This window comes from Candidatus Margulisiibacteriota bacterium (genome assembly GCA_028715625.1).
Lineage (GTDB): Bacteria > Margulisbacteria > Riflemargulisbacteria > GWF2-35-9 > GWF2-35-9 > JAQURL01.
Genome location: JAQURL010000015.1, coordinates 1 through 14,976 on the forward strand (window position 1 = coordinate 1; position 14,976 = coordinate 14,976).

Sequence of the window (14,976 nt, forward strand, 5' to 3'; positions counted from 1 at the left end):
TTTATAATAGAAATTTTGGCATTTAACATGTCGACATTTTTATCATCCGGTCTGTTCGCTGATTTCAAATATTCCAGTCCCGGGATATCCCAGAGTAATTCTCTTAAAGAAATACCCTGTACTTTCAAATTCAGCAAAAGACTCATTGTTTCATTCGCGTTAGGGCCGCTAAAAATATTTTCCCCGGTTTCCATTACTGACAAATGTTTACTGAAAGCCTTCATGAGACTGATAATGCTGCGGCTGGCAATAATTTTTGTAAAAAGCATATTGATCCTTTTTAGTTAACCATTTATATATCGAAAAAATACCAGCGGGATTTCAGTGAATTTAACAATAGCGGTCATACCCGACTTGATCAGGAACCTATAAATTTATTTTCTGATACCGGCTGACTGAAGTAAATTCACCATAGCTTTATTTTCTTGAGTGACAGCATATGAATGTGGCGTATTGCCCTCATTATCCGGTTGACGCAAATCAGCGCCGGCTTTAATCAATTCTTTCATGATATCCATGCGTTGCAGGTAAGACGCTTTAAGCGCAGAGGTTTCACCGTTAACATCCCTGGTGTTCAGGTCGCACCCCCGGCTAATGAGCTCTTTCACACCCCGGAAATTATCACTTATTATCAGGTAATGAAGCAGACTGAACCTGTTCCGGCACTGAGAATTCTTATCAGCGCCCCGGTTCAACAATTCAATAAATATAGCCAGGCCGTTATCAGTATAACAATGCTGGACGGCCATATTTATCAATTTTGTACCACTCTTGTTTACAATGTTGATTGCCGCTCCCGACGCCAGAAGTTCCTTTGTATATCTAATATTAAGGTCCTGAACCGCCAGCCATAAAACAGTGTGGCTCTCAGTATCTTTTGCTTCCAGGTCCGCGCCCTCATTAATGAGTTCTTTGAAAATTTCCCATTTATTTTCGTAAAAAGCTCTAAACAGCGCTGTTTGCCCTTTTTTACCAGGCGTATTTAGATCTACCCCTACTTCGAGTAATTTTTTCACCATGTCCAGGTCTCCCTCATTTACATAGGTCATGAGCAAGGTATATTCATCGTCATTTAGGGCCTCAGTATCTGCCCCTGCGCAGACCATTTCCATTACCCATTCGTCCTTGCTCTGCCTCTGGGCCATGTGCAGAGTATCTACCCATTTATTTTCTTCCCTGGGCTTTCTAAACATTTTAAAGCCCAGTTTTTGCATGTCTCTGGCCAGTTTCGGCAAAATAATCTCATAATTTTCCTGTCTGAGGTTTTTCAAACAGGAGACTAAAGATTTTCTGGCTAAGCTTTCTTCACTATTGTCAGTTAATATTTCCTGATCCTTTAAAAATTCCAATGCAGGGTATCTGGCAAGTAAACTAACCAGGTCAACACCATCATCTTTTAAAACCAGCAAACGCTTTACAAGTGCCATTGCTCTTTTCGCTGAAAATACATTTTTTTTATCATGAAGTGGAGACAGTAGCACAGCTGTTTCTAGCGGTATTACTATTTCTTTATCACAGGCAATTATCTTTCTGGCGATCATTTCAATTCTCCTTATAACCGATATATGTCCTGAAAATACTCCTGTAATAATCTATATGTACTCTTATCCAGACTATGCTTGGATAATTCCAGAAATTCCCAAAATTCTTCATCCGGGGACGCTGTATACCTGCCCGATCCCAGAATAATCTTTATAATTTCCGGGTGTTTGTGCAAGATAGCAAGGCCCAAAATATCATAACCGATATTGTCTACCTGATTAAGTTTGGCGCCTTTATCAATTAAATGTTTTACTATCCGCTTGTATCCCTTGATAACAGCGATCATCAAGGCAGTACAATCATCCATGTTTTTTAGCTCCAGATTAGCTCCGGCGTTTATCAAAAGATCAACTATCTTTTCCTGATTCTCAGTTTTTTTTGACATTCCGTCTAAGGCTAGCATTAAAGGACTATAACCGAACTGATCCTGCATATTTACCAGAGGACACAACTTGATCAAACATTCCAGCATCGGATAATTACATTGCCAGGCTGCCTGCATCAGGGGTGTCAAACCTTCTTCATTTTTTATTTCCAGGTCAGGATTTTTTTCCAGCAATTCTTTAAAAAATTTTTCATCTTCTGCCTCAATTGCCATAAAAAGAAAATCCGTATCGCAAGCAGCTATCTTGGCATTTGTCATCTTCTTATATCCTAAAATATCAAAATCTCTCGACAATTTTCTGAGTATCAGAAATTTATTATTATTATTCAAATTTCCCAGACAATGATAAATTGAGGTCCAGGCTATTCCTGTTTCATTGTCTTTTGTCAGATGATCTATATTCATAAGCACAGTTTTATCGGTTAATCTGCTGAAAATCTCTCTGACGTTTCCTCCCCTGTTTTTTAAATATAACAAACATTCTAGGACTCTAATTGCATGCGGTCCTGTAAAAATATTCCGGTTTTCTCTTAACAAATGTATTTGTTTTGGCAAAAATTCTAACAGCTTTGATTCATTTATCGTAGCAACAATTTTATATTTTCCAGACATAAACTCCCCTTGCCTGCTCCCTCGCTTTCAAATAATCCGCGATCTTAAAATATTCAGCGTTTTGCGCGAAATGAAAAGCTTTTCGTTTGTCACAAAATTCATATTTCTTTTTCAGACTTACATTAGCTCCGGCCTCAACCAAAAGATGTACTATCTTTAAAGCCCCATTTCTCGCGGCTTCCATTAACGGTGTAAACCCGCTTGCATCTCGCCAGTTAATATAATTTAGCAAATTTATCTCGTCCCCTCTGCTGCTGCCGCCGAATGTTTCCAAAGCCGCAGCCTCCAACAATCTAGTATTGCCGTAGTAATTATTCAAAATACCCCTGGACTTAATATTTTCTTTTAAAATATTTATGATCCTTTCAACCAAAGCCTTATTCTTGCTTTTAGCAGCCAGCAGTAAGCATGTTTCCTTTTTATTATTGCTGCGGATGATATCAGCGCCTTTATCAAGCAGCAGATTGGCAATTTCAATTCGTTCAGCTTTTATCGCGATCATTAAAGCCGAATTTCCCTGACGAGTCCTGTAATTAATATCTGCTCCTGATTTTATGAGTTCCTTCACAACCTCTATATCTCCCTCACAAATAGCATGTTGTAAGGGCGTAATCGAATCGTTATCGGAATAATTCACATCCGCGCCGGCGTTTATCAATTCCCGGATAATTTCCATATTACATTTCTTTGCAGCGTAAATCAGCGCGGTATCGAACTTTTCATATATTTCATTTACATCAGCACCTTTTTTTATAAGTTCCTTCAGAGTAATTAAATCTCCGGATTCTACAGCATTTTTCAGGTCTTCACTCAGATATCCCGGTTCTCCATATCTTTCATCCAGTTTTTCAAACTCTAATATTTCCAGATTTCTGGACAGTGTTTGCCTGATTACCTGCAAATTATCTTCCCTTAAATTAGTCAAACAGGTAAAAATAGATTTTTGTGCTTTGGAAACCGGGGATTCATTTAACGCATCCAACCTGTCTGTGTCAGACAAAAATTTCAGTTTTTCCACGCTGGACAAAATTGGCAGGATATTTTCTCCTTTATTTACTATATCCAGCAAATTAAGCAAAAAATCCATTGAATCTTCAGCGCAAAAAATGTTTATACCTTTATCTAATTGATATAATTTACTTTTCAATGAAACCGGTGTAATAACAGTTTGTTTCTCGGCTATAATTTTCCTCATAAATCCTGACATTATATTTTTCTCCTTATCTAAGGAACAATATAAACAACTCCAGCAGCCTCCAACATTCTGACTGCCTGTTGGTTGTTCATGAAATAAGCCAAATCCAAAGGAGTAACCCCTGTCGAAATACAGAAATTTACATTAGCACCTTTATCCAGCAAAAGCTGCAAAGCTTCCATGTTATTCTTTTCAATTGCCAGGTAAACGGCAGGTCGACCCATGTTGTCAGTTTTATTAATGTTCGCTCCCGCAGCAATAAGAAATTCCATTTGCTCCTCGCGATCGGGTATTGTCGAGGCCAGCATTAAAGGAGATAACATTTCATAGTTATATTCATCCAGTTTGGCTCCGCGTGATTTCAGCATATCAATAATTGTGCTGGGAAAACCTTTCCTTATCAAATGATGCAAAACCGTATCCCCTTTGACGTCACTGTGATTAACATCCGCGCCAGCCTCTATGAGGTCCCTAACCATCTGCAAATGGAGCCCCAGCACTGCAAGAATTAACGCGGATTGACCCTCATTATTTTCTTCATCCAGGTCTACTCCTGCCGCCATTATTTTTTTTGCGCAGCTGTATTGGCCCCAGCGTGCTGCTTTCAGAAAAGCAGTATCACCTTTTTTATCTTTTATATTCAGATCAGGCCCCCGGTGTAAAATCTCCTCTATTATAAAAAGATCCCCATATTCCACAGCCAGGGTCAGGACATTGTGTGATCTTTGAGAAATACTTTCAGGTATTTTTGTATTAACACTGATCCCCATATCCAGAAGTCTCTTTAATTCATCAATGTCACCACACATTATTGATTTGTAGAGTTTGTTCAATAACTCATCAGGAAAAACTGTATGAAAGCCCATTATCTGGAAATCCCTTTGCAAACGGCGCAAAATGTCGGCTTTATTTATTTCGTTCAGACCTTCCAGACACGTATATATTGATCTCTGTGCTAATTGAACAGGGTCATGGTCTTGTACATCAGGTTTATCGCCATATAAAAAATGTAATGACTTGATATCAGGGAACAAATTCCTGATATCCGCGCCTTTTTCCTTCTGCTCCATCAATCCATTGACTATTTGCATCCCATATTTTTCCATAAATATATTTAAATTTTGTTCCAAAAAGGCCAATTTTTCCTTTAAAAATACCAATGGACATGTTTCTGTCTGTAAAGCGGTTATTTTTCGTTTAATTGTTCTTATCATATTTTTTTAATCCCTGTTATTTGGTTAATTCTGCCTTAATCATTTCCGCGATTTCATCCAGCCCGTTTGCTTCGGCAATTTGCAGCGGACTTTTGCCGAGTGTATTTACCACATCAACCTGCGCTTTTCTAGCCAACAGTTCCTTGACAGTACTTTTCAGACCTTTTCTCACAGCCAATATCAAGGCTGTATCACCCTCCTTATTAACCAGATTCACATCAGCTCCAGCCTCCAGCAAATCAATCGCTATTTCTGTATAACCCTCCCTGGCGGCAAACATTAAAGGAGTGAACAGGTTTACATCTCTGTCATTGAGATTGGCTTTCAGTCTTATTAATAGTCGGACTACCGCAGGCATTCCTGCCAATGAAGCTCTGAGCATGGGGGAAAAGCCAGACTTGGTCTTAGCATTGACCTTTGCCCCACACCTCGCCAATTCGGCAATCATTTCTCTTTTTGCACATTTAACTGCGCAAAAAAGAGCTGTTTCACCTTTATTATTTTGCATGTTTACTTCTGCACCGAAATCAATTAATTTTTTTAAAAGATTGAGGTCATTATTCCCGTTGGCTACCTGCATTAACGCGGTTGTGCCCCAGATTGACCTGGCTTTAACGTCAGCGTTTTTTTCCAATAACAGATCAACGATTTCTGTATAACCCCGAAAGGCAGCCCACATCAGCGGAGTTGTCCCTGTATTGTCTATAGTATTTACATCAGCGCCATTTTTGATAAGCAATTCCACAATCTCTTTGTGGCCATTAAACACAGCAGTTGGCAGGGCAGTCCTGCCATTGTCATCTTTCATCTCTATAGGTATACGCTTGTGAATAAAACTTTTTACCGTTTCCAGGTCTCCGTTTGAAGCGGCCTCAATCCATTCTTTACAATAGGATAACTGTTCTTCCACAGTGCTGAAATGCAAAATTTCCATGTCCCTGGTTAGTTTCCTCAACACATGATGTTTATTGTCGGTATTTAAACCCTTCAAACAGGAAAGCATTGATTTTCTGGCTATAGCTTCTGCGTCCCGCTGATCGGAAGCGATTATATTATTGTCATTCAGAAAACCTAAAGGTTTGTACGAGGCAAAAAGCTCTATTATATTACCGCCCGTGGATTTGAACTCCAGAACAGCATCTATGATACTCTCAGCCATTTTGCTCTTAAAAATATTTATATTGTCTTCTAGGGGGTTTAAGTAATGACCAAATATTTTTAAAAATACCTGCTTATTATTCGGATAATTTTCTGCAATTACTTTTCTTGCCACAAAATGGCTCCCGTATTGTTGATGTTTTGTCATCTTGAGCTAAGTCGAGAAATCTTAAGATTATATGTTGTAAATAATTTAAGATCCCTACACTTCGGTCGGGATGACATTGTATATTTCTTTCCTCTTATATATCGAAAACAGTAATAAATAATTGCAGTGATTGTTAGCTGTTTTTAAGTATTTATCATAAACTCTTTTAAGATTTTTCTGATGTGAGCACAATCCGGTCCGCTGGCGGTATCAAAAGGGGTTTTTCTTTGCTTGTTAACTATATTCTGATTTGCTCCGGCTTTAAGTAAAAAACGTACCATTTTGGGTTTTCTGGCCCTGATCGCATGAAACAAGGCTGTATTGCCATCCTTATCCTGCATCTCAATTTGCGCCCCTTTGGCCAGTAATCGTATAACTACATCCCTGTCGTCACTTCTGCATGCCGACATAAGACTTGTCATCCCAGTTTCGTCCTGAATATTTACATCAATATCATGTGCCAGAAGAGCAGGTAATAATGAGGACTTGAAAGATGAGATTTTCATAACATAATTTAGTAAATATACGTCAGAAATTTTTATATTAGTATCCGCTCCAGCCTTGATCAAAATACCGATAATATCGGCTTTACCTTCTACAATGGCAGTAGCCAGCGGAGTTAATCCATTACTATTTTTATGATTAACATCTGCACCTGAATTAAGCAATTGATCAGCGATAAGATTAAGACCATTCCTGACAGCAAAAAATAATGTACTTTCACCTTCATTATCCTCCTCATTCACGATATCCGAAATTTTTTTACCTGCGCCCAGCAACATACCAATAACAACCGAATCACCCTTTTTTAGAGCCAAAGCCAGAGGAGAAAGTCCGAAAATATCTTTTACATTTAAATCTACTTTCTTTTCAAGAAGCTTCTGCACAAAATATGTTTTTCCATCTCTGATAGCATAAATTATAGGAGCGATTCCGCTATTATGTTTTTTGTTTATATCCGCTCTCAAATTTATTAACTTATCAAATAAATCCGTCATATTTTCTCTAATTGCGTAAAGAAGCGGTGTGTTTCCATATCCGTCTGCCAAATCTATATCCGCTCCGACATTTATTAACATATCCAGCATATTCCACCTTTTATTGGTAATTGCCTGCATCACAGGACTCAATCCCTCTTTGTCCTGCGCATTAATATTCACGCCGGCATCAATCAAAATTTGTACAAAATTCTGGTTGTTGGCAATAATTGCATACATCAAAGATGTCAGACCTTCTTTGTTCGGCAAATCAGCATCCGCACCCTGCTCAATAAGAACAGAGACAAATTTCTTGCGACTATTAATAACTGCGTGGGTCAGCGCTGACTTGCCATTATTATCCAGCGCATCCATATCCGCCTGTTTTTCCAACAACAAATTAACAATCTTATGATTATTTTTTAGCACAGCCGTCATTAATGGTGTGCGGCCGTTTTTATTGGGCTTATCAATATCGGCTCCCTGATTAATCAAATTTTGAACGATCTGGAAGTCGCCTTCTCGTATTGCCCTTGCCAGCCACTCAGAATGGTATCCGGGCTCTTTTGGCTCATGCCCCATCCTTTTATAACCTAGTATTTTCAAAGCTTTGGCCAGTTTTTCATGTACCTGACCTTTATTATTTTTATTCAAACCCCTTAAACAATAGTAGAGTGAGGTTGTCGCCTGCGATAATACATCATGAGCATGCGCAAGCGGCCTTGCCACATCCGATAAATAATCAAAGTCCGGTAACGCTGCGAATTCCGGAATATAATCAAATCCGCTTTCTTTCATGAGTAAAAGATTACTGATGAGGGTTTTGGCTTCTTTTCCTGTAAAAATATTCTTGTTACTTTTCAACTGAATTATTTTTAATTGTAAAAATTCCTTCAGCTTTTGAATTTGTGACACTAAAGATATAAGTTTGTTGGCCATATGCAAACCTTTCAGCTTATCTTTCCAAGCGCTTCTATCAGTTCCCTGTTCCCTTTATCTCGCACAATATCTCTGATAGTTCTGCCATTTTTATTTTTAATTTCTATGTCAGCTCCGGCCACCAGCAAAACTTTAAAAGCCTTAAGATTAGTCTGGTTATCTAACGCATAAAAAAGTGCGGTATAGCCATATTTATCTACCGCGTCAATATCCGCTCCGGCCTTGATCAGCCTGATCAAAGTACGTACTGCCAGATCGCTGTTTACAGATGCCGTGAACATCAACGCTGTGGTCCCGCTTTGACTTTGGGAGTACTTGTCACAACGAGGATCATTGAACAAGGCATTCAAAACTTCCTCTTTGCCTGCTTTTATTGAGACAAAAAAAGGAGTTAAACCTTCGTTGGTTTCGCAGTTAAGGTCAATCCTGGGATCGTTTATCAGGATTAATGCTTTTTTTTCAGCTGATCTGTTTATAGCGATTATTAATGCTGTTTCCCCATATTTGTTTTTGAAGTTTACGTCCAGGTCTTGTCTTTTTAAAAATTCCTTAACCACTTCAGTATCACTATGCAATACAGCCATCATCAGAGCTGTTGTACGAAAACCGAAACCGGTTTCAATTTCATTAATATTAACAGTTTTTTGTAAAACAAGTTTTATTAGCTCACTATCATTTTTATATCGATAATTCGAGTCACTCAAAACCATCATCAGCGGTATTTTGCCGCTCGTATCTTTACAGGTTAAGGAAACATTTTCTATCTGCAATACATGCATAGTGAGGTCCTTTTGATTTTTCTCTATTAAAATATGCGCGGTAGAAATACCCTGATTATTGGCTAAATTTATATCAGCCCCGGCCCTGATTAATAATTCCGCTATTGTCTTTATAGAGCGTACATATTCAGCGTCTCTGGCATATGGTATTGGGTCTAATAAACCGATAAGATGCATCAAAGCTGTATAGCCCTGACTTTCTTGTATATCAATACTAGCTTTTCTATCAAGAAGCAATCTGACTATTTCCTCTTTTCTGGCTCCTGCCGCGCAAATAAGCAAAGTTTTGCCTTCTTCATCCTGCATATCAATATCTTCACTGCCGGCCATGTCCAGTAATAGTTTAAACGTTTCAATATCATTCATTGCGTCTTTCAACAGTTGCATTAAAAAAACCCGTCGTTTTATGTCTTTAAAACCCAGTATTCTGAAGCTGTTGGCCAGTTTCTTAAAAATCTCCGGTTTGTTTTGAGGGTTGAGATTACTTAAACATGAATAAACTGATTTTATTGCTTTTGACTTTTCATCATCAGCGTTTACCTGTGGGGCCCTTTTTGAAGTCAGGTCATTTAATCCTTCAAGAACAGCAAACTCCTTCAATAAATTGATCCCTTTTTCGTTCAGTTCACACATCGTGTCCAGTAATTGTTCCGCGTCGCAATCTGTAAAAATATTTTTACCTTTAAGCTTCATATACTCTAATTTTTGACGTAAAAAATCCGTTTTTTGCTGAATTTCTTTCTTTTCAATATCCATAGCCGCTATTATTTTTTTCTTCATATTAAACCTCTGGCACTTCGGTGTCGGCTCCGGCATTAAGCAACAGTTCTACCATATCTGTTCTTTTGTAATGAACAGCAATCATTAACGCTGTTTTGCCTTGATTATTCCGCGCCTCAATATTTACGTCGCGTTCCAGCAGCATGCTCAATAAGTCTTTATGACCCAGCTTGATTATATTCATTAATACAGTATCGCCATTCATGTCTGCATCATTAATATCCGCCCCTGCCTGTATCAGAGCCGCAATCATTTTTTTAAATTCACCCATGCTGTTCTCCAGCCCTTCGCGCCATTGCTCCTCAATACTTGTTATATGAGCAAGCCCTCTTAATATAGACAAATCTTTATTTGTGTATCCCACGAAATATTTAAAAGCAATCTCATTACCGCCATAAACGGCTTTCATCAAAGCTGACAAATTATTTTCATCCTTTACTTGCACATCAGCTCGAAGAGTAATATATTGCTGTACGTTTTGAAAATTTCCCATTCTTATAGAACACAAAAGTTCATTTTTGAACAAATGTTTATCATCATATGGTTTGGTCTTCAATAATTTTTCTTCCGCAGTTTCAGGATCAATAAATCCCAGCATTCCAAAATTCCTGGCCAAAACCAACAAAATAATATTTTGATTATCTTCTCTCAAATTATGTAAACATGAATATATTGCGGTTATGGCTTTGGAACGCGTGTTTTCACCTGGTTCCGGTTTATGTTTTGTTAAAAAATTCAGTGTTTTATATTGCGAGAGCAGTTCTATTCTATCCCTAACAGAACCGCTATATTTTATCAGTCTGTCTATAAAGGCTGTGCCATTATCACCCGCAAAAATATTGAAACCCTCATCCAGCAACACCAGCTGTTGTCTAAGAAATTTTTCTATATTCAGATTGTTCGTTGATATAATCTTGTTCATATAAATCAAATTATCATTTCCAGTCTTCTATCAAGACTTCGTTTCGTTAACGATTTCTCGCTGTCCTGGCATTATTTATTAACTGCACCAGCTCATTTTGCGTAATAGGAATAGGTTCTGCCAGGGCATATACCATAGCCGGGCATCCTTCATTATCCAGCACTTCAGTATTGGCGCCGGCATCCAGCAGCAATTTTACAATGTCAGGTTTCTTGTGTATAACTGCGGTCATAAGTGCTGTTTTCCCTTCATTATTTTGCGCTTCAAAATTTACACCCCGCTCCAGCAGCATTTTTACAGTATCCGTATAACCCAGCTTAATCGCGTTCATTAAAATTGTGTCCCCATTCTGGTCCGAATCTTCTATGTTTGCTCCGGCTTCAATTATCATCTTAACCATTTCTTCTGCTTCGTTTAAACTTCTATTCAAATTCTGCCATTGTTCTTCAAGACTTGTAACATGACCCATCCCTCTTAGTGCAGAAATGTCCTGATTACGAAAAGCAATTGAATAAAGGAACAACTGTTCATCACATCTGATAATTGCGTTCATTAATATTGATATATTATTATTATCTCTGGCATTTATATCTGCTCCTTGTTCGATCAAATCCTTAAGCAGCGTTTTGTTTGTTATTCTTAAGGCATCCAATAATTTGTCTTTTAAAAAATCAGGTTCAGCTTTTGACCCTTTTAATTTCATATTAAATCCTAACGCGGAAAAACTTTTAATCAAAACCTGCAATACAGCTTCTTTATTGTCCGGACGCAAATTATGGAAACAGGAATAGACAGCTGTCAAGGCTCTGGAATGTGCGTCACTCAGAGGTTGTGGTTTTGATTTTTTCAGAAAATAAAGATTTTCATATCTGGCAAGCAGTTCAATTATGTCCCTGCCCATTTGTTTATATTTAAGCAGATTATCGACTATCAGCGTGCCGTTTTTGCCTTCAAATATATTCACATACCCTTCAATCGGAAACAGTTTTTCCTTGAAGAACTCTTCCAACTGCTCAATACTTGTAAACGCAATGATCTTATTCATATGTTATCCCTGCGACAATATATCGAAAGGCGGGGTTAAAAATCTCAGCAAAAATCTTGGAAATATAAGTCTATTCTTCTATTATTGACGCTAAAAACTCTTCAATTGCGGGATACTGAAGTTCCTTTGCTACATCTCTCGCTGTTTGCCCTTTTTTGTTTTTCAGCTGCGCGTCGGCACCGGCGATTATCAGAATCTGCCTCATATCATCATCTCCATGGCGAACAGCATACATCAGGGCTGTTTCTCCCTTGTTGTCCTTTGCGTCAGGATCAGCGCCGGCGATTATCAGCTTTAATAAAATGCCCTTGCCGTCAAGTGTGCCGGCAGCCAGCATCAACGGTGTAACACCTGAGTTATTACTTATATTCAGATCACATCTGCGGTCAGCTATTAAAAGGTCTACCATACCTTCATCTTTTTGACTTACAGCCTCATACAAAGGTGTGCAACCATCATTATTCCGAATATTCGGGTCCAGGTCTTCCCTGGCTAAAAGCATGGTTAACAGCTCCTTATCGGATTTGTTTACAGCCATGTATAATACTGTTTGTCCTTTATTTGATTCACGGGTATTGATATTTATTGTTTTATCAATAAATAATTTAGTCATATCCTTGTCACCATTATGATAACCATGCGCTATAAATTGCATAAGAGGAGTCATTGCCCCTTTGGTATTTGAATCAAAGTTTCCCGGATAATTTTTTACCAGGGCTTTAAAAAAGTAACCTCTCCTTCCTACTATACTGTAATTTAAAGGTGTTTCCCCATTCTCATTTGCTTGATTAATATCAGCTCCGGCTTTTACCAGAAGTTCCGTCACTTTTATCTGAGTTTCCGGCTTTCTTGATATTCTGAGGTCCCACATCGAGTACATCAAGGCCCCATTATTTTCATTGCCCAGAATATTTGGGTCGGCTTTACGCTTCAGCAGTTCTTCAGTAGCCATAACATTGGAACTCATTGCCGCCCACATAAGTAGTGTTCTGCCTGATTCATCCTGCTGGTTAATATCCGAATTATCGATCATCTTCAGCATTAGCTTGAATTTCTCCTCGTCATCCATCAACGATTTCAATGTCTCAAAAAGCAGCTTGCTTCTTTTAATATTTTTATAACCAAGTTTTCTGAAAGCCTCAGCCAAAGATACCAAAACTTTTTCCTGATTACTATCGTTTAAATTTTTCAAACAATGATATATAGAATTAAGGGCTATTGTGCTTTCCTTCGCAGGGTCGAGTTCCGGTTTGAAATCATTTTTTAAAACATCGCATTCAGGAAGTTCAGCAAATTCCTGACATAAATTTACACCCGCTTCTTTCAGCTCTATCATTTTTCTGACCAGTTCTTTGGCGATAAACAACGTAAAAATATTCTTGCGGGTGGTCTGCATATCCCGCAGTTTATTTCGTAGAAATGTCAACAAACTCACGGTATTTATAGAAATTACTTTATACATTTTTCACCTTATCAATACAACAATTTCTCCTACTAAATATCGTAGGGAAATCAGAATTATTGCAGGTAATTATTATTTACTTTTTGTGAGCATGTACCAGAATATAAGGTACTCAAAACGGACAAGTGTCATGAGTAATGTAGGAATACGGTAATCCGCACCTGCTTGTAAAAGGTCTTTTATTATTTCCCTTCTATTTATTTTGGAATTAGAAGCAAAGTCATAGAGAGCATACATTAAGGCTGTTTTCCCCCAATCATCCTTGGAGTCAACATCCACTCCGGCCTGAAGCAATTCCCGGACCATTTCCGATTTTCCAGCGATAACGAACCACATTAAAGCAGTTTGCCCTCTAAGGTTCTTTTTATTAATATTAACTTCAGACTCCAGCAATAAACTTAGTATTTCCAGTTTGTCCGCGTATATTAAAACGCTTGTTCCATTTTTATCAGTATCAACCGCATTGGGGTCAGCGCCCTGTTTAAGCAGATTTTCTACTTCAGCCGAATTATCTTTTTTTACAGCTTTTATTAATTTCCTTCCCAGATAACCGGGACTTTTGGTCGAATATTTATTGTTCTGAAAGCCCAGCAAAGGAAAATCACGGGTTAACTTTTTCAGCACGCTATCTTTGTTTGTATCGTCAAGTTTTTCCAGACATGTCCATACGGAGACCATCGCTCCTGACCTGCGCAGGCTTTCTTCACAGGTTTTATCTATTTGCGGTTTGCTGTCCGATTTTAAAAATTCAAGTCCATTGCATTTTGAAATTAATATTCTCAGATTCACTCCGGACTTGCGCAAAGCAACCAGCCCGTCCAGCAGCCGGTCCGCGTCGGACATGGAAAATATATTACGGTTTTCCTTTAAAAGCCGGATTTTTATTTCCAGGAAACTTGTTAAAAAATCTTGATTTAATATTGCGATAATTTTATTCATATTTCATTTTTTTTATTTGATCTTAATAGCCAGCTGGCTATAAATTTCCCAGAAAAAAAAGCAAAACTTTGAGCATCAAACCCTGCATTGTTTGTCATGGTTACATTTGCACCGCAATTTTTTAAAATCTTTATTATTCTGATTTGTCCCTTCTCAGCAGCGTACATTAAAGCTGTCATCCCGCTCTCATCCTGACTATTTATCGCAGAAATTGCTCCGGATTCCAGCAGTAAATTAACAATTCCAGGATTACCACATTTAGCGGCAGCCATGAGCGGTGTGGCTTTAGCGATGTTGGGCAGATTCACCTCAGCACCCATCGCGATCATGTCCCTGACCAATTCTGAGTTCTCTTTAAGGATCGCATATATTAAAGGCGTATTCTCATCATATTCAGCTAATCGATAATTCAAATCAGGATGTTTACTCAATATATAATAGACTTCTGAATAATCTTCATTAACGATAGCGTTCATTAATTCTTTAGTTAAATAAGCTGCCGGTAATGGCTCCTCGGCCGGACTTCGAAACCCCAATTTTCCCATATCACGCGCCAGATGTCCCAAAATCTGAGTTTTGTTATCCTGACGCAAGTTCTTCAGGCATATATAAATCGATTTCCTGATTTGAGTTTCAGGTTGTTCTTCTCTTACAACAGGTTCGGTCATATCCAGTAAAAAAATTAATTTTTCATTAACGGCCAGCAATTCATTAATCGATACGTTTACTGCTTTCAAATCTAACAACAAATCATATGTTTGCTCAGCGTCTTCCAGAACAAATATGTTTTTGCCATTCCTTAAAAGTTCCAACTTCTCACTTAACAATTCAGGTATTACGACTTCATTTTTATTCGCGATAATTTTATATTTACTCATC

13 protein-coding genes are annotated in these 14,976 nt (G+C 38.1%); all 13 read right to left on the minus strand.

The features are described from left to right. A partial coding sequence (locus PHV30_03620; GenBank protein MDD5456101.1) for a hypothetical protein occupies positions 1-269 on the minus strand: 269 nt, incomplete at its 3' end. Between the two features lie 105 nt (positions 270-374). Further along, positions 375-1,541 carry an ankyrin repeat domain-containing protein gene (locus tag PHV30_03625; GenBank protein MDD5456102.1) on the minus strand — a complete coding sequence of 389 codons (1,167 nt, stop codon included), beginning with the start codon at positions 1,539-1,541 and terminating at the stop codon, positions 375-377. 11 nt (positions 1,542-1,552) lie between these two features. Next, complete coding sequence (locus tag PHV30_03630; protein ID MDD5456103.1) at positions 1,553-2,539, minus strand: ankyrin repeat domain-containing protein; 987 nt, start codon at positions 2,537-2,539, stop codon at positions 1,553-1,555. Then, the gene (locus PHV30_03635) at positions 2,523-3,746 is read right to left on the minus strand and encodes an ankyrin repeat domain-containing protein (protein ID MDD5456104.1); all 1,224 of its coding nucleotides are present in this window, start codon (positions 3,744-3,746) and stop codon (positions 2,523-2,525) included. The genes PHV30_03630 and PHV30_03635 overlap by 17 nt, the downstream gene beginning before the upstream one ends. A 17-nt stretch (positions 3,747-3,763) precedes the next feature. After that, the gene (locus PHV30_03640) at positions 3,764-4,948 is read right to left on the minus strand and encodes an ankyrin repeat domain-containing protein (GenBank protein MDD5456105.1); all 1,185 of its coding nucleotides are present in this window, start codon (positions 4,946-4,948) and stop codon (positions 3,764-3,766) included. Positions 4,949-4,964: 16 nt separating this feature from the next. Continuing rightward, the gene (locus tag PHV30_03645) at positions 4,965-6,221 is read right to left on the minus strand and encodes an ankyrin repeat domain-containing protein (GenBank protein ID MDD5456106.1); all 1,257 of its coding nucleotides are present in this window, start codon (positions 6,219-6,221) and stop codon (positions 4,965-4,967) included. A 176-nt stretch (positions 6,222-6,397) separates the two neighbouring features. Next, entirely contained in the window at positions 6,398-8,170 is a 1,773-nt protein-coding gene (locus PHV30_03650; protein ID MDD5456107.1) for an ankyrin repeat domain-containing protein, read from the minus strand. 11 nt (positions 8,171-8,181) lie between these two features. Further along, positions 8,182-9,729, minus strand: coding sequence for an ankyrin repeat domain-containing protein (locus PHV30_03655; GenBank protein ID MDD5456108.1), 1,548 nt, complete (start codon positions 9,727-9,729; stop codon positions 8,182-8,184). A 1-nt stretch (position 9,730) separates the two neighbouring features. Next, complete coding sequence (locus PHV30_03660) at positions 9,731-10,651, minus strand: ankyrin repeat domain-containing protein (protein MDD5456109.1); 921 nt, start codon at positions 10,649-10,651, stop codon at positions 9,731-9,733. A 46-nt stretch (positions 10,652-10,697) separates the two neighbouring features. After that, a complete protein-coding gene (locus PHV30_03665) occupies positions 10,698-11,696 on the minus strand; it encodes an ankyrin repeat domain-containing protein (GenBank protein ID MDD5456110.1) in 999 nt (332 codons plus the stop codon). A 70-nt stretch (positions 11,697-11,766) separates the two neighbouring features. Further along, positions 11,767-13,158, minus strand: a complete 1,392-nt coding sequence (locus tag PHV30_03670; protein ID MDD5456111.1) for an ankyrin repeat domain-containing protein — start codon at positions 13,156-13,158, stop codon at positions 11,767-11,769. Positions 13,159-13,230: 72 nt separating this feature from the next. Beyond that, positions 13,231-14,097, minus strand: a complete 867-nt coding sequence (locus PHV30_03675) for an ankyrin repeat domain-containing protein (protein MDD5456112.1) — start codon at positions 14,095-14,097, stop codon at positions 13,231-13,233. Continuing rightward, positions 14,094-14,975, minus strand: coding sequence for an ankyrin repeat domain-containing protein (locus PHV30_03680; GenBank protein MDD5456113.1), 882 nt, complete (start codon positions 14,973-14,975; stop codon positions 14,094-14,096). The genes PHV30_03675 and PHV30_03680 overlap by 4 nt, the downstream gene beginning before the upstream one ends. Position 14,976 lies beyond the last annotated feature (1 nt).